Annotated in this window: 27 protein-coding genes and 1 pseudogene; 15 read left to right on the forward strand and 13 right to left on the reverse strand. The window is 46.3% G+C overall.

What is annotated here, in order from left to right:
* Window positions 1-101 precede the first annotated feature (101 nt).
* Genes murA through mlaF form a run of 7 tightly spaced genes read right to left on the reverse strand, consistent with a single transcriptional unit; the run spans window position 102 to window position 4,727 of the window.
* On the reverse strand, window positions 102-1,361 hold the full coding sequence (gene murA / locus H9J30_RS04265) for a UDP-N-acetylglucosamine 1-carboxyvinyltransferase (RefSeq protein WP_037422055.1): 1,260 nt from the start codon (window positions 1,359-1,361) through the stop codon (window positions 102-104).
* A 12-nt stretch (window positions 1,362-1,373) separates the two neighbouring features.
* Window positions 1,374-1,625, reverse strand: coding sequence for a BolA family protein (locus H9J30_RS04270; RefSeq protein ID WP_011621481.1), 252 nt, complete (start codon window positions 1,623-1,625; stop codon window positions 1,374-1,376).
* A 16-nt stretch (window positions 1,626-1,641) separates the two neighbouring features.
* Window positions 1,642-1,926, reverse strand: coding sequence for an STAS domain-containing protein (locus tag H9J30_RS04275; RefSeq protein ID WP_240129853.1), 285 nt, complete (start codon window positions 1,924-1,926; stop codon window positions 1,642-1,644).
* A gap of 5 nt (window positions 1,927-1,931) precedes the next feature.
* Window positions 1,932-2,585: an MlaC/ttg2D family ABC transporter substrate-binding protein gene (locus H9J30_RS04280; RefSeq protein WP_240129855.1), complete on the reverse strand. Its 654-nt coding sequence runs from the start codon at window positions 2,583-2,585 to the stop codon at window positions 1,932-1,934.
* An 11-nt stretch (window positions 2,586-2,596) separates the two neighbouring features.
* Window positions 2,597-3,070 (reverse strand): outer membrane lipid asymmetry maintenance protein MlaD, encoded by a 474-nt coding sequence (gene mlaD, locus H9J30_RS04285; RefSeq protein ID WP_011073691.1) that lies wholly within the window; start codon window positions 3,068-3,070, stop codon window positions 2,597-2,599.
* Between the two features lie 56 nt (window positions 3,071-3,126).
* Window positions 3,127-3,912, reverse strand: a complete 786-nt coding sequence (mlaE, locus tag H9J30_RS04290; RefSeq protein WP_240129856.1) for a lipid asymmetry maintenance ABC transporter permease subunit MlaE — start codon at window positions 3,910-3,912, stop codon at window positions 3,127-3,129.
* Window positions 3,909-4,727, reverse strand: a complete 819-nt coding sequence (gene mlaF / locus H9J30_RS04295; protein WP_240129857.1) for a phospholipid ABC transporter ATP-binding protein MlaF — start codon at window positions 4,725-4,727, stop codon at window positions 3,909-3,911. The genes mlaE and mlaF overlap by 4 nt, the downstream gene beginning before the upstream one ends.
* A 581-nt stretch (window positions 4,728-5,308) precedes the next feature.
* Here mlaF and H9J30_RS04300 point away from each other — a divergent pair.
* The 11 genes from H9J30_RS04300 to mgtE all read left to right on the forward strand — a co-directional run bounded on the left by H9J30_RS04300 (window position 5,309) and on the right by mgtE (window position 13,682).
* Window positions 5,309-6,286 (forward strand): KpsF/GutQ family sugar-phosphate isomerase, encoded by a 978-nt coding sequence (locus H9J30_RS04300; RefSeq protein ID WP_240129858.1) that lies wholly within the window; start codon window positions 5,309-5,311, stop codon window positions 6,284-6,286.
* Window positions 6,286-6,837 (forward strand): 3-deoxy-manno-octulosonate-8-phosphatase KdsC, encoded by a 552-nt coding sequence (gene kdsC, locus H9J30_RS04305; RefSeq protein ID WP_240129860.1) that lies wholly within the window; start codon window positions 6,286-6,288, stop codon window positions 6,835-6,837. Before H9J30_RS04300 ends, kdsC begins: the two co-directional genes overlap by 1 nt.
* Window positions 6,834-7,394, forward strand: a complete 561-nt coding sequence (gene lptC / locus H9J30_RS04310; protein ID WP_240129862.1) for an LPS export ABC transporter periplasmic protein LptC — start codon at window positions 6,834-6,836, stop codon at window positions 7,392-7,394. The genes kdsC and lptC overlap by 4 nt, the downstream gene beginning before the upstream one ends.
* Window positions 7,381-7,932, forward strand: a complete 552-nt coding sequence (gene lptA, locus H9J30_RS04315; RefSeq protein ID WP_240129863.1) for a lipopolysaccharide transport periplasmic protein LptA — start codon at window positions 7,381-7,383, stop codon at window positions 7,930-7,932. Before lptC ends, lptA begins: the two co-directional genes overlap by 14 nt.
* Entirely contained in the window at window positions 7,929-8,660 is a 732-nt protein-coding gene (gene lptB, locus H9J30_RS04320) for an LPS export ABC transporter ATP-binding protein (protein ID WP_240129865.1), read from the forward strand. The genes lptA and lptB overlap by 4 nt, the downstream gene beginning before the upstream one ends.
* Window positions 8,661-8,766: 106 nt before the next feature.
* Entirely contained in the window at window positions 8,767-10,242 is a 1,476-nt protein-coding gene (locus H9J30_RS04325; protein WP_240129866.1) for an RNA polymerase factor sigma-54, read from the forward strand.
* Window positions 10,243-10,270: 28 nt separating this feature from the next.
* Window positions 10,271-10,558: a ribosome hibernation promoting factor gene (gene hpf, locus H9J30_RS04330; RefSeq protein WP_011073700.1), complete on the forward strand. Its 288-nt coding sequence runs from the start codon at window positions 10,271-10,273 to the stop codon at window positions 10,556-10,558.
* 2 nt (window positions 10,559-10,560) lie between these two features.
* Window positions 10,561-11,004 carry a PTS IIA-like nitrogen regulatory protein PtsN gene (gene ptsN / locus H9J30_RS04335; protein ID WP_240129867.1) on the forward strand — a complete coding sequence of 148 codons (444 nt, stop codon included), beginning with the start codon at window positions 10,561-10,563 and terminating at the stop codon, window positions 11,002-11,004.
* Entirely contained in the window at window positions 11,001-11,855 is an 855-nt protein-coding gene (gene rapZ / locus H9J30_RS04340) for an RNase adapter RapZ (RefSeq protein ID WP_023268683.1), read from the forward strand. Before ptsN ends, rapZ begins: the two co-directional genes overlap by 4 nt.
* Entirely contained in the window at window positions 11,842-12,117 is a 276-nt protein-coding gene (locus H9J30_RS04345) for an HPr family phosphocarrier protein (protein WP_011627201.1), read from the forward strand. The genes rapZ and H9J30_RS04345 overlap by 14 nt, the downstream gene beginning before the upstream one ends.
* 200 nt (window positions 12,118-12,317) lie before the next feature.
* Window positions 12,318-13,682 carry a magnesium transporter gene (gene mgtE, locus H9J30_RS04350; protein WP_240129868.1) on the forward strand — a complete coding sequence of 455 codons (1,365 nt, stop codon included), beginning with the start codon at window positions 12,318-12,320 and terminating at the stop codon, window positions 13,680-13,682.
* A 69-nt stretch (window positions 13,683-13,751) separates the two neighbouring features.
* On the opposite strand, the gene H9J30_RS04355 is transcribed toward mgtE, so the two are convergent.
* Window positions 13,752-14,582 carry a molybdate ABC transporter substrate-binding protein gene (locus tag H9J30_RS04355; protein ID WP_240129870.1) on the reverse strand — a complete coding sequence of 277 codons (831 nt, stop codon included), beginning with the start codon at window positions 14,580-14,582 and terminating at the stop codon, window positions 13,752-13,754.
* A 340-nt stretch (window positions 14,583-14,922) separates the two neighbouring features.
* Window positions 14,923-15,609 (reverse strand): YiaD family glycine zipper/OmpA-like lipoprotein, encoded by a 687-nt coding sequence (locus H9J30_RS04360; protein WP_240129872.1) that lies wholly within the window; start codon window positions 15,607-15,609, stop codon window positions 14,923-14,925.
* A 663-nt stretch (window positions 15,610-16,272) separates the two neighbouring features.
* Here H9J30_RS04360 and H9J30_RS04365 point away from each other — a divergent pair.
* Window positions 16,273-16,506: a transposase gene (locus H9J30_RS04365; RefSeq protein WP_011073707.1), complete on the forward strand. Its 234-nt coding sequence runs from the start codon at window positions 16,273-16,275 to the stop codon at window positions 16,504-16,506.
* Between the two features lie 914 nt (window positions 16,507-17,420).
* Here H9J30_RS04365 and H9J30_RS04370 read toward each other — a convergent pair.
* A complete protein-coding gene (locus H9J30_RS04370; RefSeq protein ID WP_240129873.1) occupies window positions 17,421-18,278 on the reverse strand; it encodes a PA4780 family RIO1-like protein kinase in 858 nt (285 codons plus the stop codon).
* A gap of 487 nt (window positions 18,279-18,765) precedes the next feature.
* On the opposite strand from H9J30_RS04370, the gene H9J30_RS04375 reads away from it, so the two are divergent.
* Window positions 18,766-19,314 carry a DUF2799 domain-containing protein gene (locus H9J30_RS04375; RefSeq protein WP_240129874.1) on the forward strand — a complete coding sequence of 183 codons (549 nt, stop codon included), beginning with the start codon at window positions 18,766-18,768 and terminating at the stop codon, window positions 19,312-19,314.
* A 29-nt stretch (window positions 19,315-19,343) separates the two neighbouring features.
* Here H9J30_RS04375 and H9J30_RS04380 read toward each other — a convergent pair.
* A pseudogene (locus tag H9J30_RS04380) lies at window positions 19,344-19,718 on the reverse strand (phosphatase PAP2 family protein); the annotation flags it as partial.
* Window positions 19,719-20,052: 334 nt separating this feature from the next.
* Window positions 20,053-21,456 carry an ammonia-forming nitrite reductase cytochrome c552 subunit gene (nrfA, locus tag H9J30_RS04385; protein WP_240129876.1) on the reverse strand — a complete coding sequence of 468 codons (1,404 nt, stop codon included), beginning with the start codon at window positions 21,454-21,456 and terminating at the stop codon, window positions 20,053-20,055.
* 238 nt (window positions 21,457-21,694) lie between these two features.
* Here nrfA and narQ point away from each other — a divergent pair, with 238 nt between their 5' ends.
* Window positions 21,695-23,491, forward strand: a complete 1,797-nt coding sequence (gene narQ, locus H9J30_RS04390; protein ID WP_240129878.1) for a nitrate/nitrite two-component system sensor histidine kinase NarQ — start codon at window positions 21,695-21,697, stop codon at window positions 23,489-23,491.
* Window positions 23,484-24,113, forward strand: a complete 630-nt coding sequence (locus H9J30_RS04395; protein WP_240129880.1) for a response regulator — start codon at window positions 23,484-23,486, stop codon at window positions 24,111-24,113. The genes narQ and H9J30_RS04395 overlap by 8 nt, the downstream gene beginning before the upstream one ends.
* A gap of 90 nt (window positions 24,114-24,203) precedes the next feature.
* Here the strand turns inward: H9J30_RS04395 and H9J30_RS04400 are convergent, their stop codons facing one another.
* Window positions 24,204-24,578, reverse strand: coding sequence for a YacL family protein (locus tag H9J30_RS04400; RefSeq protein WP_240129882.1), 375 nt, complete (start codon window positions 24,576-24,578; stop codon window positions 24,204-24,206).
* Window positions 24,579-24,679: the final 101 nt, after the last annotated feature.

Here is a 24,679-nt window from a genome sequence, read left to right on the forward strand (position 1 = left end):
TCCAGCATTTAGATGTCTCTTTCCTTTTTACCTAAATAAATTGCGCGCAATAAAAAACCAGCACTTGGCTGGTTTTTTTGGGAGCTAATCCTAAGCAAATGTTATTGCACACGCTCTACATGTGCGCCCAATCCTTGGAATTTCTGCTCAATATGCTCGTAGCCGCGGTCTAAGTGATAGATGCGATCGACGATGGTTTTACCATCGGCAACTAAGCCTGCGATCACTAGACTTGCCGAAGCACGTAAATCGGTCGCCATCACCTGCGCACCACTCAAAGACTCAATGCCTTGAATAATGCAGGTATTGCCTTCAAGCTCCATGGTCGCGCCCATACGGATAAGTTCTGGCACGTGCATAAAGCGGTTTTCGAAGATGGTTTCGGTAATGGTCGCCGTGCCCTGCGCTAATACGTTGAGCACACAAAACTGCGCCTGCATATCGGTTGGAAAACCAGGATATGGTGCCGTCTTGATATTTACCGCTTTTGGACGCTTGCCTTCCATGTCGAGCTCAATCCAATCTTCACCTGTAGTGATCTTGGCACCCGCATCTTCAAGTTTCGCGATAACAGATTCTAACGAAGCAGGATCGGCCTTTAAGCAACGGATACGACCACGGGTCACTGCCGCAGCAACGAGGAATGAACCGGTTTCGATACGGTCTGGCATCACGCGGTACTCACAGCCCTGTAGACGCTCAACCCCTTGAATACGCAGTGTGGCACTGCCAACACCAGTGATCTTTGCGCCCATGGCAATCAAGCAGTTCGCCAAGTCGATCACTTCTGGTTCACGGGCCGCGTTTTCAATCACGGTTTCGCCATCGGCAAGTGCCGCGGCCATCAATAGGTTTTCGGTCGCGCCTACGCTCACCATGTCCATGAAAATATGGGCGCCCTTTAAGCGACCATCGACACGGGCCTTGATATAACCTTCTTTCACTTCAATCTTGGCGCCCATCATTTCGAGGCCATGTAAGTGAAGGTTTACTGGACGAGCACCGATGGCGCAGCCTCCGGGTAATGACACGTCTGCGGTGCCATAACGCGCTAATAACGGGCCAAGGATCAGAATCGAGGCACGCATGGTCTTAACGAGGTCGTAAGGGGCGCAGAACTCGTTAAGGTTCTTGGTCGAAATACGGATTTGACCATTGCCTAATTCATCCACATCGGCGCCTAGGCAGCGCAGCAATTTACAGCTGGTGCTCACATCGCGCAAATTGGGGACATTCGACACAATAAAATCAGTCTCGGCTAACACGCCTGCCATTAGAATCGGCAGCGCAGCGTTTTTAGCGCCGGAAATAATCACATCACCAGCAAGCGGAGGGCTTGCTTGAATCGCTAATTTATCCACTTTTCCTCACTACTAGCTGTTGAAAATTTTCTCGCGTTTCCATTGAGTCGGCGTGAAAGTTTTAATCGTTAATGCATGTAACTCACCGCTGGCGATATAACTCATCAGCGGTGCATAAATGGCTTGTTGTTGTTTTACACGGCTCATGCCGTCAAAACATTCACCGACGGCAATCACTTTGTAGTGGCTGCCATCGGAGCTGGCGTGCACTTCATCGAGTGCTAACGCGTCACGTAAAATCTGTTCTATTAAGCTGCATTCCATGAAATTCGGTACCTTTTCAATTCGCTTCTTCACTGAAGAAGGACTGTAAATCATATAAATCGATTAATTTTTTTAACTGTACTGACGCTGAGCACAGCTGCAGTGGCGTAGCATGCTGGCGCACTAACGCCAGCAAAAATGCCACACCAGCACTGTCGCTGTACTCAAGCTCGGCGAGCGACAACATTTGGGTATCTTGGCTTAACAGGCTTTGCCTTTGCGGCCATAACACGACCACTTGCTCCTGTGATAAACGCCCTTTTAGGTGGCAAATGTTACCCTGTTGCACAAATTCAACCACGGCGCTTACTTCCCTGCTTTAGGCTTTTTAGTCACTTTGTCTTTGGTGCGCTCTTCCAACATCTTAATCACTGAATCAATCCCCTGTTGGCGGATAAGATTCGAGATTTCAGATTGCTTAGAGGACAGCAAACTCACGCCTTCAGCCACTAGGTCAAACGCCTTCCAAGAGTCATCCTTGAGGCGACGAACTTTAAACAACAGCTTAATCGGCGGACGACCCGCTTCGATAATCTGTACGTTTACATCGACAATCTTCTCATTGCTGAAATCACTACCGGGAGAAAACTCCACTTTTTGGTTAGTGTATTCGGTAAACGCTTGGGCATAGGTAGACACTAAATAGCCTTCAAAGGCATCAACGAAACGATTGCGCTGATCTTCTGTCGAGTCTTTCAAATACTGACCCAAGACTTTGTAAGAGGCATATTTATAGTCGATATAAGGCATCAGCTCTTCACGTACGATCACCTTGAGATGATCCGCATCGGCATCAATCAGAGCCTTATCTTTGTGGAACCGATCGAAGGTTTTATTGGCAACAGATTTCACCATGACATAAGGATCCATAGTGTTAACCTGAGCGTCATCCGCCAGTGCGGTCGTTGCGGTAAACATCCATACTAACGGCAGTAATAAGCGCGATAAGCGTTTAAACATAGCGGTAACCCCTATTTGTCCTTTGAACCCATACTATATAAGAACTGACCAATCAGATCTTCTAACACTAATGCTGAGCGAGTATCGTCAATTTTGTCGCCATCCTTAAGCATACTCACGTCATCATCGACAAAGCCCGGTGTTAATCCGAGGAACTGCTCACCGAGCAAACCTGAAGTTAAAATAGCTAAGCTACTGGTTTCAGGGAATTTATCGTAACGTTTATCCATCACTATCGTGACTACAGCCACCAGTTTTACTGGGTCTAAGTCAATCTTGCTCACTCGGCCTACCACCACACCGCCCACTTTGACGGGAGAGCGCACTTTAAGGCCACCAATATTGGTAAAGTTGGCGCTGAGGGTATAGCTGCTATCGCTGGTTTGCACTTCGATGTTGGCAACTTTAAACACCAATACCAAAAAGGCTGCTAGGCCAGTTAAGAGAAACACACCCACTAATAATTCAATTTTTCGTGTCAACATGCTCAGTTACCACTCTGTTAATCCGTCTTTATCTGTATCCTTGGCGCTGCAATCCATTAGCGGCCAAACATCAGGGCTGTCAGTAAAAAGTCTAATGCCAATACGGCGAGGCTTGATTGCACCACAGTTGAGGTGGTTGCACGGCTGATCCCCTCTGGGTTAGGGATCACTTGATAACCACGGTAGAGGGCAATCCAAGTCACCACCACGGCAAAGACACCGCTCTTAATCAGGCAGTTAACAATGTCTTGGCGCCATTCTACCGAGGCTTGCAGAATTGACCAGAAGGCACCGCTATCGATCCCCTTCCACTCAACGCCCACTAAATGGCCGCCATAAATCCCAACCGCGGTAAACATCAACGCCAATAAAGGCATGCTGATCACCCCTGCCCAAAATCGTGGCGCAATGATTTGTCTGAGTGGGTCAATCGCCATCATCTCTAAGCTGGATAACTGCTCAGTGCTCTTCATCAGACCGATTTCGGCGGTGAGTGCCGAACCTGCGCGGCCAGCAAATAACAATGCAGTGACCACGGGGCCAAGTTCACGCAGTAAACTTAAGGCCACCATCGGGCCTAAGCTCTCCTCCGTACCAAACCCGACTAAGATGTTGTAGCCCTGCAGCGCCAACACCATGCCGATAAACAGGCCGGAGACCACAATAATGACCATAGATTGTACGCCGACCACATAGATTTGGCGCAATAATAATGGAAAACCTTTACGCACCCGAGGCCAACGAACAATCGCGCCCCAGAGCATCAGGCCTGCACGGCCAAAACCGAGCACTAACTCGATAGCGCTGCGGCCAAGGTCGGCAATACTATCTAATAACTTCACTTGCCAACTCCTTTTGCCAATAATTCTTGCTGATAATCCTTTGCCGGATAATGGAACGGCACAGGACCATCTGGCGCACCTTGAATAAACTGCTTGAGCTGCGGATTATCCGCATGCTTTAATTCCTCAGGCGTGCCATGGGCAATAACTTTTTTATCTGCAACCACATACACATAATCTGCAATCCCGAGCACTTCATCCACATCGTGGGACACCACAACCGAGGTTAAATTAAGTGCATCGGAAAGTTCGCGGATAAGCTTAACCAGCACGCCCATGGAAATCGGGTCTTGTCCGGCAAAGGGCTCATCGTACATCACCATTTCAGGCTCAAGGGCTATCGCCCGAGCCAACGCTGCACGGCGCTGCATCCCTCCGGATAATTCGCTGGGCATCATCTGCGCGGCGCCCCGCAGGCCAACGGCCTCAAGTTTCATCAGCACGATAGTGCGAATAATCTCTTCGGGCAGGCCTGAATGTTCACGTAGCGCAAAGGCAACGTTATCGAAGACGTTGATATCGGTGAACAAGGCGCCACTTTGAAACAACATGCTCATGCGTTTACGCAGTTCGAATAATTGGCTACGACTCGCACCATGCACATCCTGTCCATCAAACAACACTTGGCCGCTGTCGGGTGTTAATTGTCCACCGATAAGCTTCAGCAAGGTGGTTTTACCTATCCCACTAGGCCCCATAATAGCGGTAACTTTGCCCCTAGGAATAGACAGGCTAATATCTTCGTATATGACACGCTGACCACGGCTAAAGCCCAAATGACGGATCTCAACCAACGGCGTTTGTTCTTGAGTCATGTTTGATTCCGATATTTGAAAGAGGTGGCCTACGCTTCCAGCCTAGACCAATCGAAGAGCCGCAAATTGTACGTAATTGCGCTTTAACCTACAACAGAATCGACACTATCGTCCTGCGATACTTTCAATTTGCCTCATTTCCAGCGAGAATGCGCCCTAAGTTTCCGCTCAGTGAAGCTAAAGTGTTACTTAATGTTTTCGTCTATGTTGGCAGATAAGCAAAATTGTTTGCTTAACAGTCATAGCATAAGTGAATGTACACTGACATAACGCGACTACCACTTAAGTCAAAAGCACTATCGAGTGCCAGCATTAAACGTCAAAGTGAGCATCAGAGTTGCCATGCTCAATACGAGTGGCAACAGGGTGTAACAACAAAGACAATGATATTGCTCAAAGCATTCAAAGGCTAAACAAGTTAATCTGCCCTTTTGCTTTGGCAGCTTATGAGCACTGAGTTTTAACAAAAAAATGCGACTCAGAGAAAGAAGCCGTTAATTTTATCATCTTTATCGCGTACCAAATTGTGCTATTCCAATCCCAGACGGGGCGACAAAGACAATGCAAGAAGAGAGATAGACATGGTAGACCAATCACAATTGCGCCAGTGGGGCTGTAAAGTCATCGATATTGAAAAATCGGCCCTCGACAATCTTTATCAGTACGTCGATTCCGTTGAATTCGCCCAAGCCTGTGAATTAATTCTCAACTGTAGCGGCAAAGTCATCGTGATGGGGATGGGGAAATCCGGCCATATTGGCAATAAAATCTCTGCCACCCTCGCCAGTACAGGCACTCCGGCCTTCTTCGTGCATCCAGGCGAAGCCAGCCATGGCGACTTAGGCGTACTCTCTGACAACGATATTATTCTCGCCATCTCAAACTCGGGCGAATCAAGTGAAATCCTCGCACTGATGCCCGTTATCCAGCGTAAAGCCATTCCGGTGATCGCCATGACGGGCAAACCTGAGTCCACTATGGCACGTTTGGCCAAAATTCATTTATGCATTGAAGTACCAGAAGAAGCCTGTCCGCTCGGGCTCGCCCCCACTTCCAGCACCACCGCAACCTTAGTGATGGGAGATGCGATGGCGATTGCGCTGCTGCAAGCTAAAGGCTTTACTCGAGACGATTTCGCTATGTCTCACCCAGGCGGCGCTTTGGGTCGTAAACTACTGTTAAAAGTCAGTAATGTGATGCACTGTGGCGATGACTTACCGCTGGTCAAACACGATATCTGCATTACCGATGCCCTGTATGAGATCTCCAAAAAAGGCCTCGGCATGACTGCAGTTATCGATGAGCAAAACAAACTTGTGGGTATTTTTACCGATGGCGACTTACGCCGCGTCATCGATGCCCAAGTCAACCTGCGCACCACACCGATCGCAGATGTGATGACGCGAAACTGTGTCACTATTACTGAAAACGTCTTAGCAGCGCAGGCGCTGCAAGTGATGGACTCTAGAAATATCAACGGGTTAATAGTGATAGATAAAGAAAATCATCCTGTCGGTGCACTCAATATGCTCGATATGGTTAAAGCGGGAGTCATTTAATGCCACAACAAGGATTTTACGGCCCCATCAGCGATGACGTCTGGCAAAGGGCGCAAAAAATTAAACTGCTGATCTGCGATGTGGACGGCGTGTTCTCTGACGGCCGCATTTATTTAAGTAATGCAGGGGAAGAACTCAAAGCCTTCCACACCCGTGATGGTTATGGCGTGCGTTCACTATTGACCAGCGGTTTTCATCTGGCCGTGATTACTGGCCGCCAGTCTAGAATTGTTGAAAACCGCATGACCGCCCTTGGGGTCAGCCATATTTACCAGGGCGTGGATAATAAATTTGTTCCCTATGAAGAACTGCTATCGATCTACAATGTCACCGCGGAAGAAGTCGCCTATATCGGTGACGATATTGTCGATCTGCCCGTTATGAACGTTGTTGGCCTAGCCGTCTGCGTCGCCGATGGTCATCCCTATGTTCGCCAACATGCCCATTTTGTCACAAACCTAAATGGCGGTCATGGCGCACTCAGGGAGCTCACTGATCTGCTGTTACTGAGTCAAAACAAATTTACCTCGGCCCATGGGATGAGCATATGAGTCGTGTGACCCTCGCCATTATCGCCTTTTTTGGTACTGCGCTGGTGCTGTATTGGCAAGTGCAGCAAAAACGCGGTGGCGATACGGATGACAGCTTGAACAACTCTGACAGGCCCGATTACATTGTCGAAGATCTGCGTAGTATCGAATTTAACGAGCAAGGGCAAGTCAATAGTCGGGTGACGGCAAAGCACATGGAACACTATGAGCTGAAAAATCAAACTGACTTTACTCAGCCAGTCTATCTTGTTTATCCCGACCAAGGTAAAGCAAAATGGCAGATCAGAGCAGATCTGGGTCGACTCAACAAAGAAACTGGCAAGGTTGTATTAGAAAATAATGTTATTATCGATGCCATCAACCCAGGTGAACCCATACAAACCTTGTCCACCAGTTTTTTAGAACTCGATCTCAACACTATGATAATGACCTCTGACCGCATCATTTACGTCACAGGGAAAGATTTTAATATTCAAGGGCAAGGCCTTTATGCCGACCTTAACGCGCAGGAAGTGCAATTGACCAGTCAGGTAGTAGGAACCTATGAAGCAAAATAATATATTACTTGCCAGCCTAATGCTCATGACAAGCATGAGTGCCTTCGCCAAGGTCGGTGACTTACAGCAAGAAGTTAAGATTAAAGCCGTCAGCCAAACTGCTGATATTAAAAACAATCAGATCATTTTCTTCGGCCCAGTTGAAGTCGTGCAAGGTTCAATCAAAATCAACGCGGATCAACTACGTGCATTTTCAGCCGAAGGCGAAAACAGCAAGATTTTAGTGGCTACCGGTAACCCAGCCACTTATAGCCAAATCCTCGACGATGGCCGCCCAGCATCTGCTAGCGCCAAAGAAATTCGCTATGAAATGGCCACACGTACCTTGACGCTAACAGGCACCGCCACCCTTGACCAAGCGGGTAGCCAAGTTACAGGCAATTTAATTCGTTACAATATTATTCAGCAAAAACTGATCGCAGAAAGTACCGGCAATGGTGACGATCGTGTGATTACCATCATTCAACCTGATAACTATCAGGAAGAACTGAAAAACGCACCTGAAGATAAACCTGTGAAAAAACAGGATTCTAAATGACCCAAAACACCTTAAAAGCACAGAATCTGGCCAAGAGTTATAAAAGCCGTCAGGTTGTTAAAGATGTCAGTCTGACGGTTAAAACGGGGCAAGTCGTTGGCCTGCTTGGCCCAAACGGTGCAGGCAAAACCACCACCTTTTACATGGTCGTGGGCTTAGTAAAAAGCGATAAAGGTCATATCTTTATCGACGATGATGATTTAACTGCCGACCCAATGCATCTGCGTGCTCGCAAAGGTATTGGTTACCTGCCACAGGAAGCCAGTATCTTTCGCAAATTAACTGTGCACGACAATATCATGGCAGTGCTGCAAACCCGTAAAGAACTCAATAGCGACCAGCGCGAAGAAGCACTAGAGCAGCTATTAGAAGAGTTCCATATCACCCATATACGCGACAGCCAAGGCATGTCCTTATCGGGCGGTGAACGTCGTCGTGTCGAAATTGCCCGTGCATTAGCGGCTAACCCAAAGTTTATTTTGCTCGATGAGCCCTTTGCAGGCGTTGATCCGATCTCGGTTATCGATATCAAGAAAATTATCGAACAACTCAAGAGTCGAGGTCTTGGAGTATTGATTACTGACCACAATGTGCGCGAGACCTTAGATGTCTGTGAACATGCTTATATTGTCAGTCACGGTAGCCTTATCGCCGAAGGAACTCCTGCAGAGATCTTAGACAATCAGCAAGTTAGAGCTGTGTACTTAGGTGAACAATTCAGGCTATAGTTACTAAAACTGAGCGAATCAGCCTTGAATTTGGCAGCGCAGAGCGCCATCAATATGATATCAAGCGACCTAAACTCACAATAATAACGTAGGGATCAGCGGTAACATGAAAGCGTCACTCCAGCTCAAACTGGGTCAACAGTTAACCATGACGCCACAACTACAGCAGGCCATTCGTCTGTTGCAATTGTCGTCATTAGAACTGCAGCAAGAGATCCAGCAAGCCTTAGACTCTAATCCTCTTCTCGAGCTGGAAGAGGAGCAATTTGACGCGCCTAGCGAACGTAAACAAGATATCGCTGATACCGATTTTAGTGAAACCAGCGCCCAGCCACAGGAGCAAGACAACTCCACCGTGGATATTGCCGAGTCACTGACCAAAGAATCCCTGCCCGAAGAGCTCCCCATGGACACTACTTGGGATGAAGTCTTTACCGCATCGCCAAACTCAGGTTCTGGCGCCAGCCGTGAAGATGATATGCCGTTCCAAGGGGAAACCAGTGAAGGCCTGTACGAACATTTAGAATGGCAAAAAAACCTCACGCCATTCTCAGAAACTGACTTAGCCATCGCCACAGCCATTATTGATGCCATAGATGATCAAGGCTATCTCACTCAAAGCACTGAAGATATTCTTGAAGCCATGGGCAATCCGGAAATAGAACTGGATGAAGTTGAAGCGGTACTTAAACGTATTCAACACTTTGATCCCGTTGGCGTTGCGGCAAGGGATTTAAGCGAATGTTTACTGATCCAGCTATCCCATTTTTCTCCTGATACTCCGCATCTCGAAAATGCCCGCATGCTGATCAAAGATCATCTAGATCTGATCGCCGCCCGCGACTTTAGACTGTTAATGCGTAAGACCAAACTCAAAGAAGACGAGTTAAGGGATAGCATTGCGCTTATCCAAACCTTGAATCCTCGTCCTGGCTTACTCATCACTGCAGTCGATGAAGAATATGTGGTCCCAGATGTCTCAGTTTCGAAAAAAAATGGCCGCTGGGTCGTTGAGCTGAACCCCGATTGCATGCCCAAAATCAATGTCAATCAGCAATATGCAGCAATGGCTCGTAGCTCAAAAAATCAAGCAGATAGCCAATTTATTCGTGGTCATTTGCAGGAAGCCAAATGGTTTATCAAAAGCCTTGAAAGCCGCAACGAAACACTGCTCAAAGTGGCAAACTGCATAGTGCAATACCAACAAGGTTTCTTCGAATACGGTGAAGAAGCCATGAAACCCATGGTTCTAAACGATATCGCCGAAGCGGTAGAAATGCATGAGTCCACCATTTCACGGGTGACCACTCAAAAATACATGCATACCCCTAAAGGACTTTTTGAACTAAAATACTTCTTCTCAAGCCACGTCGGGACAGATGATGGCGGTGAGTGCTCATCCACGGCAATCAGGGCTTTCATTAAGAAACTGGTTGCAGCGGAAAACCAGAAAAAACCATTGAGCGACAGCAAGATGGCTCAACTTCTGGCAGAACAGGGAATTAACGTTGCGCGCAGAACCATTGCGAAGTATCGAGAAGCGATGCTTATTCCCCCTTCCAATCAGCGTAAAAGTTTATAGCCTATTATGGATATCGGAGGACGTTTCTATGCAAATACACCTAAGTGGACACCATATCGAGATTACTGAATCGTTACGGGCATATGTTGAGGAAAAGTTTTCAAAACTTGAACGTCATTTCGAACAGATCAATAATGTGCACGTTGTGCTCAATGTTGAAAAAATGCAACAAATTGCCGAAGCGAGAATCAACCTCACCGGTGGTGAAGTCTTCGCGACTTCAGAGCATGCCGATATGTATGCTGCCATAGACGTCCTGATTGATAAACTTGATCGTCAGGTTATTAAACACAAAGAGAAGTTAACAAAACACTAGCAATGGAACTTCGTACCATACTGCGGCCGGAGTGCACAACCTGCGCCACTCCAGGCAGTAAGAAAAAGGTACTGGAACTTATCAGCGACTTAGCCGCTGCCCAGTACCCCACCCTATCATCTCAAGCGATCTTCGAAAGCCTTGTGGCGCGCGAAAAGATGGGTAGCACAGGTATAGGTAACGGTATCGCCATTCCACATGGTCGATTAACCGATATAACACAGCCCATAGCGATATTGATAAAATGTGAGGAGCCGATAGCCTTTGATGCTATCGATAAACAGCCTGTCGATATTTTATTTGCGCTGCTCGTGCCTGCCGATCAATGTCAGCAGCACTTAAGCACCTTGTCATGCATGGCTGAAAAGCTGAGCGACAAGCAAGTATTGAAACAATTGCGTAAAACGCATGATGAAACGGAACTCTATCAGGTAATCATTGGATGAAACTGGTCATAGTGTCAGGGCGTTCAGGCTCAGGCAAATCGGTCGCACTTAGAGTGCTTGAAGATCTCGGCTACTATTGTGTCGATAATTTGCCTTTGCCGTTAATCGGCAGTTTGCTTGAACAGCTCAAAGGCAGTAACGATCTCGTCGCCATCAGTGTTGACGTGCGTAACCTGCCGGAGCAAGACAAGGTACTCGTCAAACAGCTCGCTAGCCTGCCTGCGGGCACTGAACTTACTAGCTTCTTCTTAAACTCCAGCGATAAAGTGCTGCTCAAACGCTACAGCGAGACTCGGCGCTTACATCCCTTATCTAAGAGCCGTGTTTCGCTGCAAGAAGCCATTAAGCTTGAAGGCAAATTGCTCGAGCCGCTGTCACAACAAATGGATCACTACATAGATACCTCGAATTTGAATATCTATGAACTCAGTGACCAAGTGCGGCAAATTTTGCTCGGCAGTGTCGATAAGGAACTGGTGATTAACTTTGAGTCCTTCGGTTTTAAGCATGGTATGCCCACCGAAGCCGACTTTATGTTTGATGTGCGCTTTTTACCCAATCCCCATTGGGAACTTGAACTGCGTCCACTAACAGGCCTAGATGAACCCGTGGCGGAGTTTTTAAATCGCCAGCCACTGGTGAATAAGTTCATCTGGCAAATTGAGAATTTACTCGAAACTTGGTTGCCCCACTTAGAACGTAATAACCGCAGCTATCTGACCATCGCCATCGGCTGTACTGGCGGTCAACACAGATCGGTTTATGTGGCCGAGCAACTGGCTAAACGCTTTAGCAACGGTAAACACAAAGTGAATGCCCGCCACCGAGAGTTAAGCCATGCCAAAGCTTGAGCGCCAAGTTACCATCTGCAATAAACTCGGCTTGCATGCCCGCGCCGCCACTAAGCTCGTGGTGCTTGCTTCTGAGTTTGATGCCAGCATTACGCTGATCCAAGGTGAAAAACAGGCTTCTGCCGCCAGTGTTTTAGGACTACTTATGCTGGAAACGGGTATGGGCAAAACCATTACCCTGATTGCCGAAGGCCCAGATGCTGAGCCAGCCCTTAACGCCATTTGCGCGCTTATCGACGCTAAGTTCGACGAAGCCTGTTAATCGCATCGGCATCTAATCTCGATGTTCCCTACCGTTATTCAGTACCCTGTTTGGTTTTGATTTCAGCACCTTATACCAGTAAAACACATTTGTGACTCGACGCCCTCCCGTGCACTCAATTACAATATGCTGCTGCGCTTTGGCTTAAGTCCTCAATGGCTAAACGCCCACCTATCCACCATCGCCACCTTGGAGGAAACATGCCTGTAGAAGCCTCAGACAGCTTGCAAGTCGAACATCGTCTCGACCAACTGAGCCATGCCCTCAATAGCGGTATGTTTGTGCATGTCAGGCAAATGCTGCAAAACATGGCGGCATCGGATATCGCATTGATTTTAGAATCCTCGCCCCCTAAGGCACGGCAAGTATTATGGCAACTCGTTGATCAAGATCAGCTCGGGGATATTCTCGATGAGCTCAGTGAAGAGCTAAAAGACCCGCTGATCAGCGCCATGAGCCCTGAGCGGGTCGCCAAGGCCACCGCCAGTATGGATACGGATGATCTGGCTTATATTCTGCGAAGCCTACCTGACGCAGTGTATAAACAAGTATTGCAGTCCATGAGCCTGCAGAACCGCCAACGGGTTGAGCAAGCACTCTCCTATCCCGATGAAACCGCGGGCAGCTTAATGAACACAGATACTGTGACCTTAAGGCCCGATGTCAATATCGATGTGGTACTGCGTTATTTGCGCCAACGGGGCAACCTGCCCGACACCACTGACACCTTATACGTGGTGGATAAGCACGATCGCGTGCTCGGCGGGGTCAAACTTGCCGATCTGCTCACCTGCGATCCCAATACTCATATCAGCAGCATTATCGATACCGATATCGAGAGCATCCCCGTGGGCATGTCCGACAGTGAAGTAGCGCAGCTGTTCGAGCGCCATGATTGGATATCCGCACCCGTGGTCGACAGTGAGGGCAAATTACTCGGCCGGATCACCATCGACGATGTGGTGGATGTTATACGTGAAGACGCCGAACACTCCATGATGGGAATGGCGGGGATGGACGATGATGAAGACACCTTCGCCCCTGTGCTGAAGAGTACTTTCCGCCGTTCACTCTGGCTGACGATTAACCTGTTTGCCGCACTGCTAGCGGCCTCTGTCAGTAATATGTTTGAAGGTACAATCGAGCAATTTGCTACGATTGCGATTTTAATGACAATTGTCCCGAGCATGGGCGGGGTCGCAGGTAATCAAACCTTGGCCCTAGTGATCCGCGGGATTGCCTTAGGCCATATTGGCCAGAGCAATGCTCGCTGGCTGATAGGCAAAGAACTTGCCATTGGCTTTTTAAACGGCCTCATGTGGTCGATTTTAGTCTTTATCGCGGTCTTGGTGTGGAAAGATGATATTGCCCTTGCCAGCCTGATAGGTGGTGCAATGCTCATCAATATGACGGTCGCGGGGCTGGCTGGTGCAAGTATTCCATTGATTTTAAAACGCTTAAAAGTAGATCCTGCGTTAGCAGGCGGTATGGTGCTCACCACAGTCACCGATGTGATTGGCTTATTTGCCTTCCTAGGATTAGCGACCCTGTATTTAATGCACTAACCCCAAATTTGCTCAAGCGAGCAACAAAAATGGCGCAATTGAGCGCCATTTTTAAGCGTCGTTTAGCCATTATTTTTTAGGGGGTTGAAAACCATAATCCGTTAAGATGGCTTGTCCCTCTGGGGACAAAATAAACTCGGCTAACGCTTTAGTAGCGCGATTGGCATCCTTTAATACCAATAAGCCATAGTCTGCACCAACAGCTAACTCTGGTGGTAACGCCACAATCTTAAGGCTAGACACTTCTTTTTGAGCCAGTACCGCATTGGTGCAATAGGTTAAGAATACGTCTGCCTGTTTGTTTTCCATCACCCAACCATAGGGATTGCGATCCTTAGGCGGTTTAGCACTCTCAGGACCCCCCGTCAGCTGTAATGCTTTAGCCTCGAGTATCGATTTGGCATTGGTCTTTATTGCCTCAGCTTTAGCAAATACTGCCCAAGCGTAATCGCCAGCGGGATCGGCTTTGGGCGTCGAAGTCCCGAGTTTAGTTTGCGGTGCGAGCAGGGTGTCTAATAAATTGGCACTGGTTAGTGGTACATCATCTTGAGCAATCGCGCAGAGCTGGTTACGGGCAAACATTTGCACCTTTTCACCCGCTTCAGCATCCACTAATGCCTGCGGATGTTTCATGTTTGCCGAGGCAAAAATATCGACTCGCTCCCCCTCTTGGATCCGCTTAAGCAATAAACCAGAAGGCGCATACTGCGCCGCCACATTGGCTTGGGATTTCACTTGATAAGCAGCAATAATATCGTTCATTGCGGCTTTTAAACTGCCCGCAGCCCTTAGCTCTATGGGGACTGTTGTCGCCTCCGAGTGTGTTGGGGCCCCTTGAACCATACCCGCCATCAATGTAGCTCCTAAACTGAATGCCAGTACTAAGCCCTGTTTTGCCATGCTGTATCTCCTTTGACTCTGCAAAATAGTTATCCTAATTCAAGTAACTACATACAAAACTGGAAAACACCAGCAGGATCAAGTAGAACAACCTTAAGGTAAGATCTAATAGAGATGATTGCGGACAAGATCACTGAAGATATAACTACTTAAGGACAATTTGTCTCTTACGATAAAGTAAAAAGTCGCCCGCAGGCGACTTTAATCGTGATGGCTTATTAACCTGAACTCGGAGTAACGAGTGTCGAAAAACCCAAATTTAAGTTAGACAGAGCAACGCAAAGAGGCCCCAAAAGATGTCTATTCAGCGGCTCAGCTTATCTCGATCTCAGGTTTGTTACTAACCCGTTGGGGTTAACACGATTTCCACACGACGATTTTGGGCACGCCCCTCGGCATTGGCATTAGATGCGATAGGACTCGCCTCCCCCATGCCCTTAGACTTAACGCGAGCGGAAGCTACACCTTTACTCATCAAGTAGTTGCCGACTTCACTGGCACGAACCTGCGACAAACGTAAGTTATAAGAATCAGATCCGCTGCTATCGGTGTAACCTAATACATTCAGTTGGGTCTTGCTGTATTCCTTCGCCACCAGCGCAACAGAGTTAAGTACGCGCTTTGCACCATCGCTTAGCTCGGTTTGATCCACACCAAAAGTCACTTCATTTGGCATGTTGAGAATAATATTATCACCATTGCGAGTCACACTTACGCCTGTTGATGCCAGCTGTTGGCGTAATTTGGTTTCTTGAACATCCATATAGTAACCAATACCGCCACCCAAGGCTGCTCCAGAGGCGGCACCAATTAAGGCCCCTTTACCGCGGTCACTCTTGCTTGACGACGCCACACCAACGGCAGCCCCAGCAACGGCACCAATTAGTGCCCCCGTGGTCGCTTTCGCAGTTTGTTGTTCATTGGTATAGGGATTGACGGTTGTACAGCCAGACGCAATCAAGGCGCTGGTGATCACGACTATCGCAAGCTTAGATGCTGGCAATGATTTGATAGAAGGCTTCATCATTTATGACCTCATAACATGATTGATGATGCTATTTACCTACGAAAAGGCAAAGGGCGTGGTAAGTCGCCAGAAGACACCATGAAAAAATCGCAGTATATAAGCATTCTTTTTCGAGACAATCTTTAATCGTCGCGAAGCATCGTTTATCTGTGATGTAGGCCAAAACAATACCAACTCAATACATCTTCAAACCATTCCGTTAACATTTAGAGTAAAAGCACTGAAATAGTGCAGCCTGCACCGTTTCAGACACCAATAAAAATGCAATCCGTTTAAAACATTTTAATAAGAAACTGATTATTAATGAAAATGTCAAAATTAAAATATTGGCATGATTTTTACATACTAATAAATAGGTAGGCGAGCTAGGTCGACCAAGTCGTACAACTCACTGCCTAATGCAAACTGTTTGACACTGAAGGACGTTAATCTGAATGCCCGTTACTCGGCATGTAAATCGAAGCACAATCCCCAAATGGGATTGAGGAGGAAAAGATGAAACATCTGATGAAATTAATTACCCATTGTCGCCACGAGTTATTGATCTTACGCCATGTAGGACACAGTCAGTGGGATATTGAACAGCGCCACTAACGCACGAAGCAACCTTAAAGGAACCAAGAGAAACCAATACTGATAACAATGACTGAAGAGGAATAATCCATGGGAATCGCCAATCATAGTCTAAAACCTGACGTTATTTTTGAAGTAAAAGTCAAAGGCAGATTACTCTCTGATGTTGCTCGACAGTATGGTCTTTCAGCTAAATCCGTCTACCAATGGGTCAGAGAAAGCGAACAGCAACCTTCGCAGCGGGAATGTGCATTAATGAGTGAAATTGCGCAGCTACAAAAGCGCATTAAGCAACTTAATCATGAATTACGCACTATAGGCTAGACCACCCTAAGTGCACGGTTTGACAAGGTCGGACGCCAACACATAGCGTCTTGAGGTCTGCAAGCGCCATGAGAGATGTGCAAATAACGATAATAACAGCGCCCTTTTATGTCCGGCCTTGTCATCAAATTGATTGAAATTAGGCATATCCCCAAACACCATGAAGATGCAGGATTCAGGGGAAATGTAGCAGTTTAGACAGAGTCGGATGGGTATCTATTATCGCTCCCCAACGACCTAAGATAAAAATCGTACAAATAACAATAATAACTGTGCAATTGACTATCCGGCTCTGTCACTTTGTATCCCTCTGGTTAACGAAGGGTTCGAGGAAGATTTTGGCAAGACTTTAGAGGGAGTCATCTCCCCCAAAGATCAAATATGTGAATTGTACTCCCCCAAGTCACCAACATATTGCCCTCTGGGGTCTTGTCCTTTTATTCACAGTTCAGTGACGATCTCGCTGCTACACGGGTAGTGCGCCATGGCGGTAGTACAGCTTATGACCTGGCATGATTGATTATCACAATGATGAGGAACGAGCAATGATGCCTACACGATGGATTGGGATAAAAAATTAGTTAGTTATACCAATCGTATTAAATATCTGTTCATTCAGCGGGAGTTAAACGGGCTTTAGACAAGGCGAAGGCTTGAAGGCATAGTGGTGCTCTGTCGAAAGCCTTAAACGCAGTATAAAGCACGTTCAACCCCGCCCTTCGGGAGCCTCACAGGCATCTCACTCCTGTGTTACATTGACTTAAAAGGGAATAACCATTTCTTCGTCAATGCGCCTTGGATTGAGATGCCTGTGAGGCTCTGAACTGATTAGATATTTAATGTGATTGGTATTACATAATCGCCCCATAAAAAAGACGCCCATCGAGCGTCAGTTTTTATGGCATGAATGTTAATTAATAACCTTCATTTGCTTCTTGAAGTCGCTGTTTGCGCTCCTGCGCCTCTTCATAGGCGGCTTGAATTTCATCCAATACCGAGTTGACATCGGCATCGGCTAATATTTCGGTAAAGTTGCCCGTTAATAGGGTATCGGGCTTTAGCTGGCCCGACTCAAATAAGGCCCACATTTCTTTGGCATATTGCGTCTTAAGTAGCTCAGGGGCGTACTGACCATAATATTCAGTCATATTATTCACATCCCGCTCTAGCATCCATTTAGCGTGATTATTGGCTGCGGCATCGACGGCTTGGGGTAAATCAATAATGACTGGACCATTGTCATCGACTAAGACGTTAAATTCAGACAAATCACCATGAACTAGGCCAGCACAGAGCATACGTTTGACATAGGTCATCACTAAGGCGTGATCATGGATAGCTTTCTCGGCGCTAAGGCTCACATCATTGAGGCGAGGAGCAACATGACCTTCACTATCTGTGACTAACTCCATTAGTAACACTCCATCGTAGCAGCCGTAAGGCGTCGGAACTCGCACTCCGGCATCAGCCAAACGAAACAGTGCATCCACCTCAGCGTTTTGCCAGACCTCTTCCATTTGTTCACGGCCAAACTTAGAGCCTTTCTCCATAGCCCGAGCACGACGACTATTTCGGACTTTGCGGCCCTCTTGGTAAACCACTGCCTGCTTGAAACTACGTTTGTCCGCTTCCTTGTAAACTTTAGCGCAGCGAATATCTTCACCACAGCGCACGACGTACACAGTAGCTTCTTTACCGCTCATTAACTGGCTAATGACTTCGTCAACCAGTCCTTCATCAACCAGAGGTTGGATTCGTTTAGGAGTTTTCATACCGACCTTATACCTTAGTTAGGCTTAAGATGGAATGTGCGGGGCAAATCTTCATATATAAAGCAGCCTTCTACCAATGATGAATAACAAAACAACAGTAAGAATACCCGAGTTCAGTAAAAACTAAAGCACCAAGCGTAGGAACACAATAGCAAAAACTGCAGGATTTAAAGTCAGTAAACTTGCTGAAAATTAACCCTTATCTCCTTTATCGCCCCTAAATAACGATTTAATCGCCTCATAAGCAACATCGTAAATCTGTCACACCATGACTTAAAAAAACAAAATATTTAAAAATCAAAATTTTAAAAATCGATGCACTAGGGCGTGTTGATGTTTCGAGATTACATTTGGTTCGTTCCACTGAAAATAACTTATCCACCTTTGAGCAACTCAAATAACCGCACAAAGGGCGAAATATACCGCTAGATCTCCCATGTTCTAAGCTTTATGCTGACGCCTCTTTGGTGACTTTTTTGATGATTAAATGCGATATCTTAATTTTGCGTTAGCACTGACCGCTCTTTCCCTTACTCAATGCACGAGTCTTTCACTCGAAGAATGCCGTGATAATGACTGGTACGCTACAGGCTTGGCCGATGGTAACCGCGGTACCACTGCGAGCAAGCTTAACCAATATCAGCAGGACTGCCGAGAATTTAATCTCAAGGTGAATGTAGCCCAATGGCAACAGGGATATCAGCAAGGATTAATCAGCTATTGTTTGCCTGAAAATGGCTACCGTATAGGTTTAACAGGGGAAAGCTACTATGGCGTATGTAGCAATAATCAGTTTGTTGAACGCTATAACCAAGGTCACGAGCAATATCTTGTCAATAAACGGTTAGCTGAAATCGCTGACCGCTTAAATGCTATTGATATTGAAATTAGCAGCATCAACAACAAACTAAACAATCTCAGCGACAAAGCCGAATTACTAAGGCAAAAAAATATCCTGCTAAATGAGAAGAATCATCTTCTAGACGAAAGTTTGCGTCTGCGCCGTGGCGATTTCCGCTTTGAGTTTAGGTTCTAATCCATACAATGCTGAAGCTATCTCACAGCTTAATAGATAGCTTTATCGCAAACATTGGCATTAATAATACTCACTTTATTCACTACACTGATTCTTTTAACCTTAGATACATAAAAGAAAAAACCATAGTAAAGTAGACTTGCCAACGTCCAAGCAATCGCCAAACTCCATAAATCATGACTGATGAAATGTGCACCACGCAGCTCTTGAGCTAACCCAAAAATCGCACCTAAACCAATCCCAAAGAGTAAACCAAACTTTGCATAAGGGCGATGATATTGCTTGAGCACATAATAACTCGCCACCCAAGCAAAGCCTCCGCTCGAATGTCCGCCAGGAAAACACTGCCCAAACTCCGCCCCGTCAGGCAAGTGTGCAAACAGAGAGGAGTGAATCATACGACCACTACATATTGCGATAGGAAAAAAGCTCAAACTTAAGGTGATAGCTGAGGGGGTAGAAAAACCCTATAAGGATGCCTTTATCTGCAATGAGGACTGCAATTACGGCCAAGGCAACCTGTATGGCAAACCGGTTACCCTAGAACAGTTCGAGCGGGACTTTATCAATCTCGCGCCAAAGTAGTTCAACAAAACAAAATGGTTTTAATCATGTGAGTTTCACATGAACTGTGTGATTCATAGAGATCATTTCTCTAATTCAATCTGCAATAAAAAGCCCCCGCAACCTAAATTGCGGGGGTTTTGCAATGAGGGGTTAGCTCATCTTCAAGGATGATTACTTGTAAGTCGCTTCGCGTTTTTTCGCTTCAGCATCCCACTTAGGTAACATGTCTTTCTTGAATGCTTCTTTCTCTGCATTCATCTTTTCCATGTCCATTCCGAGTACTGCTTGAGCCTTAGCTTTAGTCGAAATATCAGGGATAGCAACAGGATCTGTTAAGCCTTTTTTCGCTAACAACTGTGCCAACTTAACTCGAGCATCGGCCGCTTTATTAACAGAAGTACCTAATACGCGCAGTGCTTCTTCAGGAGCGTGAGCTGCAACACCGTGGGAAGCAATCGCCAAATCCCAGCGCCATTGAGCGTGACGGATATCTGTCAGAATCGGCTTCATTTCAGCTTCAGTAGCACCTAACTCCCATGCTTTAGCCGCTTCGAAGTGCGCTTTCACTAATTGCTCTTCCGCTTTGAGTTTCATTTCTTTCACTTTAGCTTTGCGCTCATTAGTGACGCCAACTAAAAACTCTTTGGTTTGGCTGTGGCAAGTGGCACAGGTTTCTTCGAAACGGTCAAATGGGTTACCGACTTTATGGTCAGTAAACTTCTTACCTTCAGGGCTAGTCACTTTAGGCATATGACAGTCAACACAGCTGACATTATTTTTACCATGAATACCGAGTTTCCAAGTTTCATACTCGGGATGCTGGGCTTTTAACATTGGCGTTTTAGACAGTGCGTGAGTCCAATCAGAGAACTCAATGCCATCATAGTAAACTTCCATTTGATCAACTGTTACGCCCATATCCCAAGGGAATTTGACCCAGCCTTTTTTGTCGTCTTTTTTCTCAAAATAGTATTCAACGTGACACTGGGCGCATACCATTGATTCTTTATCTTGCTTAGAAGCTTTGCTAAATGGCGTACCAATTGCGTCTAATGCGCGATCAACATAAGGACGAGAAATACGTAACTTTGGTGAACCTTTTTCGTGACAATCGCTACAACCAATAGTGTTAGTCACTTCTGGGCCACCTTTCGCCCACTTACCTTTGAAGTAACCGTCTTCACCTTGCTCTTCAATTAAACGAGGGACATCAGGACTTTTACAGCTCCAGCAGGCCATAGGTAATGGACCATCTTCCGCATTTTTTGGCGCGCCAGTACGCAAGGTATTACGTACGTCAGTCACGGCATACATGTGGCCACGAGGGGCTTTATAATCTTTGGCAAATGCATAGCCTGCCCACAGGATCACCATATTAGGGTCCTGCTCTAGCGCATCAACAAGCTCTTCACTCTTTGCGGTGTCATGCCAGCTATTGTATTGATTTTTAAATTTATCTTTATAAACTTCGTTGCGTGGCTCAGTTTTATCACTTGCCATAGCCCCCGCAGCCATAAAGCTGGCGGCAACCAATGCACTTAATGCAAAGGTCTTACCTGTCATCTTCTTCATCATCTCATCTCCGCGTTGTATTTTTGTTGTAAAACACGACATCTCCAGCGCCAAAGTTAGTAGCTAAATACCGCTAAAAATATACCTCTAAGGGGGTATCTGAAACGAAGTTTGCGCTAGATCAAAATGTAATAGTGTTGTTGTTCACATTTCTATGCTTTTGTTAATGTAATACATTATTTTCTAATGTAAAAACACGGCTAAAGTACCATTAGCTCAAGCGCCACAAGGTATTCGACATATGAAACGAGGCAGTCTTACCTCAAAAATTCTGGGTTTAATGTTAGTACTGATTTTGCTTTCTAGCAGCCTAGCGATTTTCGCAATCATCAATTTGTCATACAGCTTAGGCGATGCGAAAGCCATTAACGCTTCGGGTTCACTGCGGATGCAAAGCTATCGGCTGATGTTTTACGCCAATTCTGGTAGTGAAGCCGCCCAAGAAAAAATCACCGAGTTTGAAAACACGCTGCATTCTGAAGCACTACAACCCTCCACGAGTTGGTTAAGCCCTAAAAAAATAGCCGAACAATATCAGCTTGTTATCGATAAATGGCTGGTGATGAAGTACTACATAGAGCAAGAAAACTCCCGCGACTACGCCGCCTCGCTCAAGGACTTTGTCGATACCATTGATTTATTGGTATTGGAAATGGAGCACCACGCCGCTTTTAAGTTGCGACTTCTCGCTGCGAGCCAAATTTTTGGGCTTGGGCTTATGCTCGCCATTGCCTTTTTAGCGGTACGCTTTACCAAACGTAAAGTGGTTGTGCCCTTGCAACAATTAATGGAGTCTGCCAATACGATTTCTAAGGGCAACTTTGAGATCGAAATGCCCGAAACCGAATACATAGAACTCACCGCACTGACCGATGCGCTGCAAAAAACGGCGCGTGAACTCGCCACACTCTATGGCAACTTAGAATCCCAAGTGGCTGAAAAAACCTTAGCACTAACTCGGGCCAATAATGAGTTAGCATTTTTATACGATACCTTGTTAACACTCAATGCCAAGAAGTTGGACTATAAAGCACTCAAAGCGGCGTTAAATCAGCTGAAAGATTATGAGTCTATCGACTATTTAAGGCTGATTATCCAGTATCCAGAACAGGAACTCGAAATGATTGAGGCTAATGGTGGCTGGCCAGAAAGCCCTGACAACAGCACACGTTTTCCGCTGCAATTTGAACAGGCTGATTTAGGTTATTTAGAACTTATCTCTGCGCTGGATATCAATACTCCGCTGTTTAAGAACTTTGCCATCATGTTAACTCGCTCCATCGTGATCCATAACGCCACCGAGCAAAGACAGCAGTTAGCCCTAATGGAAGAGCGTGGCGTCATCGCAAGGGAATTACATGACTCGCTCGGACAAGTACTTTCCTTCCTCAAAATTCAAATTAGTTTATTGCGCAAAAACTTAGATGATAGTTGCCGCAGCCCTGCGGTTGAGGTGCAACTCACCGAAATCAATGAAGGTGTCAGCACCGCCTATGTACAGCTGAGGGAGTTGTTATCCACCTTTAGATTAACCATCAAGGAACCCAATCTGAAGCATGCGATGGAAGCAATGCTTGAGCAACTTAGGGCAAATACTGATATCAAGATCCATCTCGATTATAAGCTATCTCCACAATGGCTTGAGGCAAAACAGCATATCCATATTTTGCAGATCACCCGTGAAGCAACCCTCAATGCCATCAAGCATGCCAATGCAAGCCATATCAATATCCGCTGTTACAAGGATGACAGTGGCATGGTTAATATCAGCGTGAGTGATAATGGTGTCGGCATTGGTCATATTAAAGAGCGGGATCAACACTTTGGTATCGGCATCATGCATGAACGTGCCAGCAAATTAGACGGTGAGGTTGTATTTAGTAGCAATGATACTCACACTAATAGCACTGCCACGACTGCACTGCATCATCAAGAAAATCCAGACTCGCCCCTTGAGTCCCACAACACAGCAAATTTATCACAGGGAACCATAGTCACTTTAATCTTCCCTTCCCAACAGGAGCATACACATGGGTAAACCTTATTCAGTTCTGGTGGTGGATGACCACCCACTCCTTCGTAAAGGTATTTGCCAACTAATCACCTCAGACCCCGACTTTAGCCTCTTCGGTGAAGTAGGCAACGGTTTAGATGCCTTAAGCAGCGTTGCAACCGACGAGCCAGACATCGTGTTACTCGATCTGAATATGAAGGGAATGACGGGCCTCGATACCCTCAATGCCATGCGTCAAGAAGGCGTGACTTCACGGATTGTCATCCTTACAGTTTCGGATGCAAAACAAGATGTTATTCGCCTTTTACGTGCAGGAGCCGACGGTTATTTACTTAAAGATACCGAACCGGATCTCCTTCTTGATAAACTCAAAAATGCCATGTCAGGCCACAGGGTGATCAGCGAAGAAGTCGAAGAGTATCTGTACGAGCTTAAAAATACCGCCGATGAGCAAGAATGGGTTTCAAGCTTGACACCAAGGGAGTTGCAAATCCTGCAACAACTGGCAGAAGGCTTAAGCAATCGAATGATTTCAGAACACTTACACATCAGTGAAGGCACAGTGAAAGTGCATGTCAAAAACCTGCTGCGTAAGGCCAATGCCAAGTCGAGAACCGAAATGGCGGTCAGGTATCTGAACAACTAACGCTTCAAATTTAGTGATTCAGCACTAAGATCCAAAGAATAAAGGCAATCAATCGATTGCCTTTATTAACTACCGAAATTGAAAGCAGAGCTATCGCCCCGTTTGCACAAATTGATACCAACTTAACAGGGCTTCCTCTAAATCCTCTAGGCCACAATAGGCTTCCGATTCCGCATCGTAGAGGGACATCGATTCCTCGAGTTCATACTCTTGCTCAAACCCTAAAGCATTGGCATAAATACGTGCCTGTTCTTCATCCAGGTCAAGGGAGAGATCGCCGCCAATTAACCGCCAAGAATCACGCTTACCCGATTGAATTTCTTTGATAATATCGAGCACTTGTTGAATTTTGGCTAACTCTGGACCTAACTCTTCTGAAAACCATTGGCCCAGCACTTCATGGTCCATACTAAAGCTGGCTAAATACGTGCCCGTCAAACTGTTACGCCGAAATTCGTATTCCATTTTTTCTTCTCAATACATGACAACTAAGCCTAATTTTAATGTATTTCATCCTAACTCGCTTGGCCAGCAATTTACCCTCAACCCTCAGTAGCTATTATCAA

This window comes from Shewanella cutis (genome assembly GCF_022410515.1).
GTDB lineage: Bacteria > Pseudomonadota > Gammaproteobacteria > Enterobacterales > Shewanellaceae > Shewanella > Shewanella cutis.

Bases quoted from the DNA above. Each gene is read 5' to 3' on its own strand.
- H9J30_RS04270 (WP_011621481.1), bottom strand. From the start codon at position 1,625: ATGGAATGCAGCTTAATAGAACAGATTTTACGTGACGCGTTAGCACTC.
- H9J30_RS04280 (WP_240129855.1), bottom strand. From the start codon at position 2,585: ATGTTTAAACGCTTATCGCGCTTATTACTGCCGTTAGTATGGATGTTT.
- mlaD (WP_011073691.1), bottom strand. From the start codon at position 3,070: ATGTTGACACGAAAAATTGAATTATTAGTGGGTGTGTTTCTCTTAACT.
- mlaF (WP_240129857.1), bottom strand. From the start codon at position 4,727: ATGACTCAAGAACAAACGCCGTTGGTTGAGATCCGTCATTTGGGCTTT.
- H9J30_RS04300 (WP_240129858.1), top strand. From the start codon at position 5,309: ATGGTAGACCAATCACAATTGCGCCAGTGGGGCTGTAAAGTCATCGAT.
- kdsC (WP_240129860.1), top strand. From the start codon at position 6,286: ATGCCACAACAAGGATTTTACGGCCCCATCAGCGATGACGTCTGGCAA.
- lptC (WP_240129862.1), top strand. From the start codon at position 6,834: ATGAGTCGTGTGACCCTCGCCATTATCGCCTTTTTTGGTACTGCGCTG.
- lptA (WP_240129863.1), top strand. From the start codon at position 7,381: ATGAAGCAAAATAATATATTACTTGCCAGCCTAATGCTCATGACAAGC.
- lptB (WP_240129865.1), top strand. From the start codon at position 7,929: ATGACCCAAAACACCTTAAAAGCACAGAATCTGGCCAAGAGTTATAAA.
- H9J30_RS04325 (WP_240129866.1), top strand. From the start codon at position 8,767: ATGAAAGCGTCACTCCAGCTCAAACTGGGTCAACAGTTAACCATGACG.
- hpf (WP_011073700.1), top strand. From the start codon at position 10,271: ATGCAAATACACCTAAGTGGACACCATATCGAGATTACTGAATCGTTA.
- ptsN (WP_240129867.1), top strand. From the start codon at position 10,561: ATGGAACTTCGTACCATACTGCGGCCGGAGTGCACAACCTGCGCCACT.
- rapZ (WP_023268683.1), top strand. From the start codon at position 11,001: ATGAAACTGGTCATAGTGTCAGGGCGTTCAGGCTCAGGCAAATCGGTC.
- H9J30_RS04345 (WP_011627201.1), top strand. From the start codon at position 11,842: ATGCCAAAGCTTGAGCGCCAAGTTACCATCTGCAATAAACTCGGCTTG.
- mgtE (WP_240129868.1), top strand. From the start codon at position 12,318: ATGCCTGTAGAAGCCTCAGACAGCTTGCAAGTCGAACATCGTCTCGAC.
- H9J30_RS04355 (WP_240129870.1), bottom strand. From the start codon at position 14,582: ATGGCAAAACAGGGCTTAGTACTGGCATTCAGTTTAGGAGCTACATTG.
- H9J30_RS04360 (WP_240129872.1), bottom strand. From the start codon at position 15,609: ATGATGAAGCCTTCTATCAAATCATTGCCAGCATCTAAGCTTGCGATA.
- H9J30_RS04365 (WP_011073707.1), top strand. From the start codon at position 16,273: ATGGGAATCGCCAATCATAGTCTAAAACCTGACGTTATTTTTGAAGTA.
- H9J30_RS04370 (WP_240129873.1), bottom strand. From the start codon at position 18,278: ATGAAAACTCCTAAACGAATCCAACCTCTGGTTGATGAAGGACTGGTT.
- H9J30_RS04375 (WP_240129874.1), top strand. From the start codon at position 18,766: ATGCGATATCTTAATTTTGCGTTAGCACTGACCGCTCTTTCCCTTACT.
- nrfA (WP_240129876.1), bottom strand. From the start codon at position 21,456: ATGATGAAGAAGATGACAGGTAAGACCTTTGCATTAAGTGCATTGGTT.
- narQ (WP_240129878.1), top strand. From the start codon at position 21,695: ATGAAACGAGGCAGTCTTACCTCAAAAATTCTGGGTTTAATGTTAGTA.
- H9J30_RS04395 (WP_240129880.1), top strand. From the start codon at position 23,484: ATGGGTAAACCTTATTCAGTTCTGGTGGTGGATGACCACCCACTCCTT.
- H9J30_RS04400 (WP_240129882.1), bottom strand. From the start codon at position 24,578: ATGGAATACGAATTTCGGCGTAACAGTTTGACGGGCACGTATTTAGCC.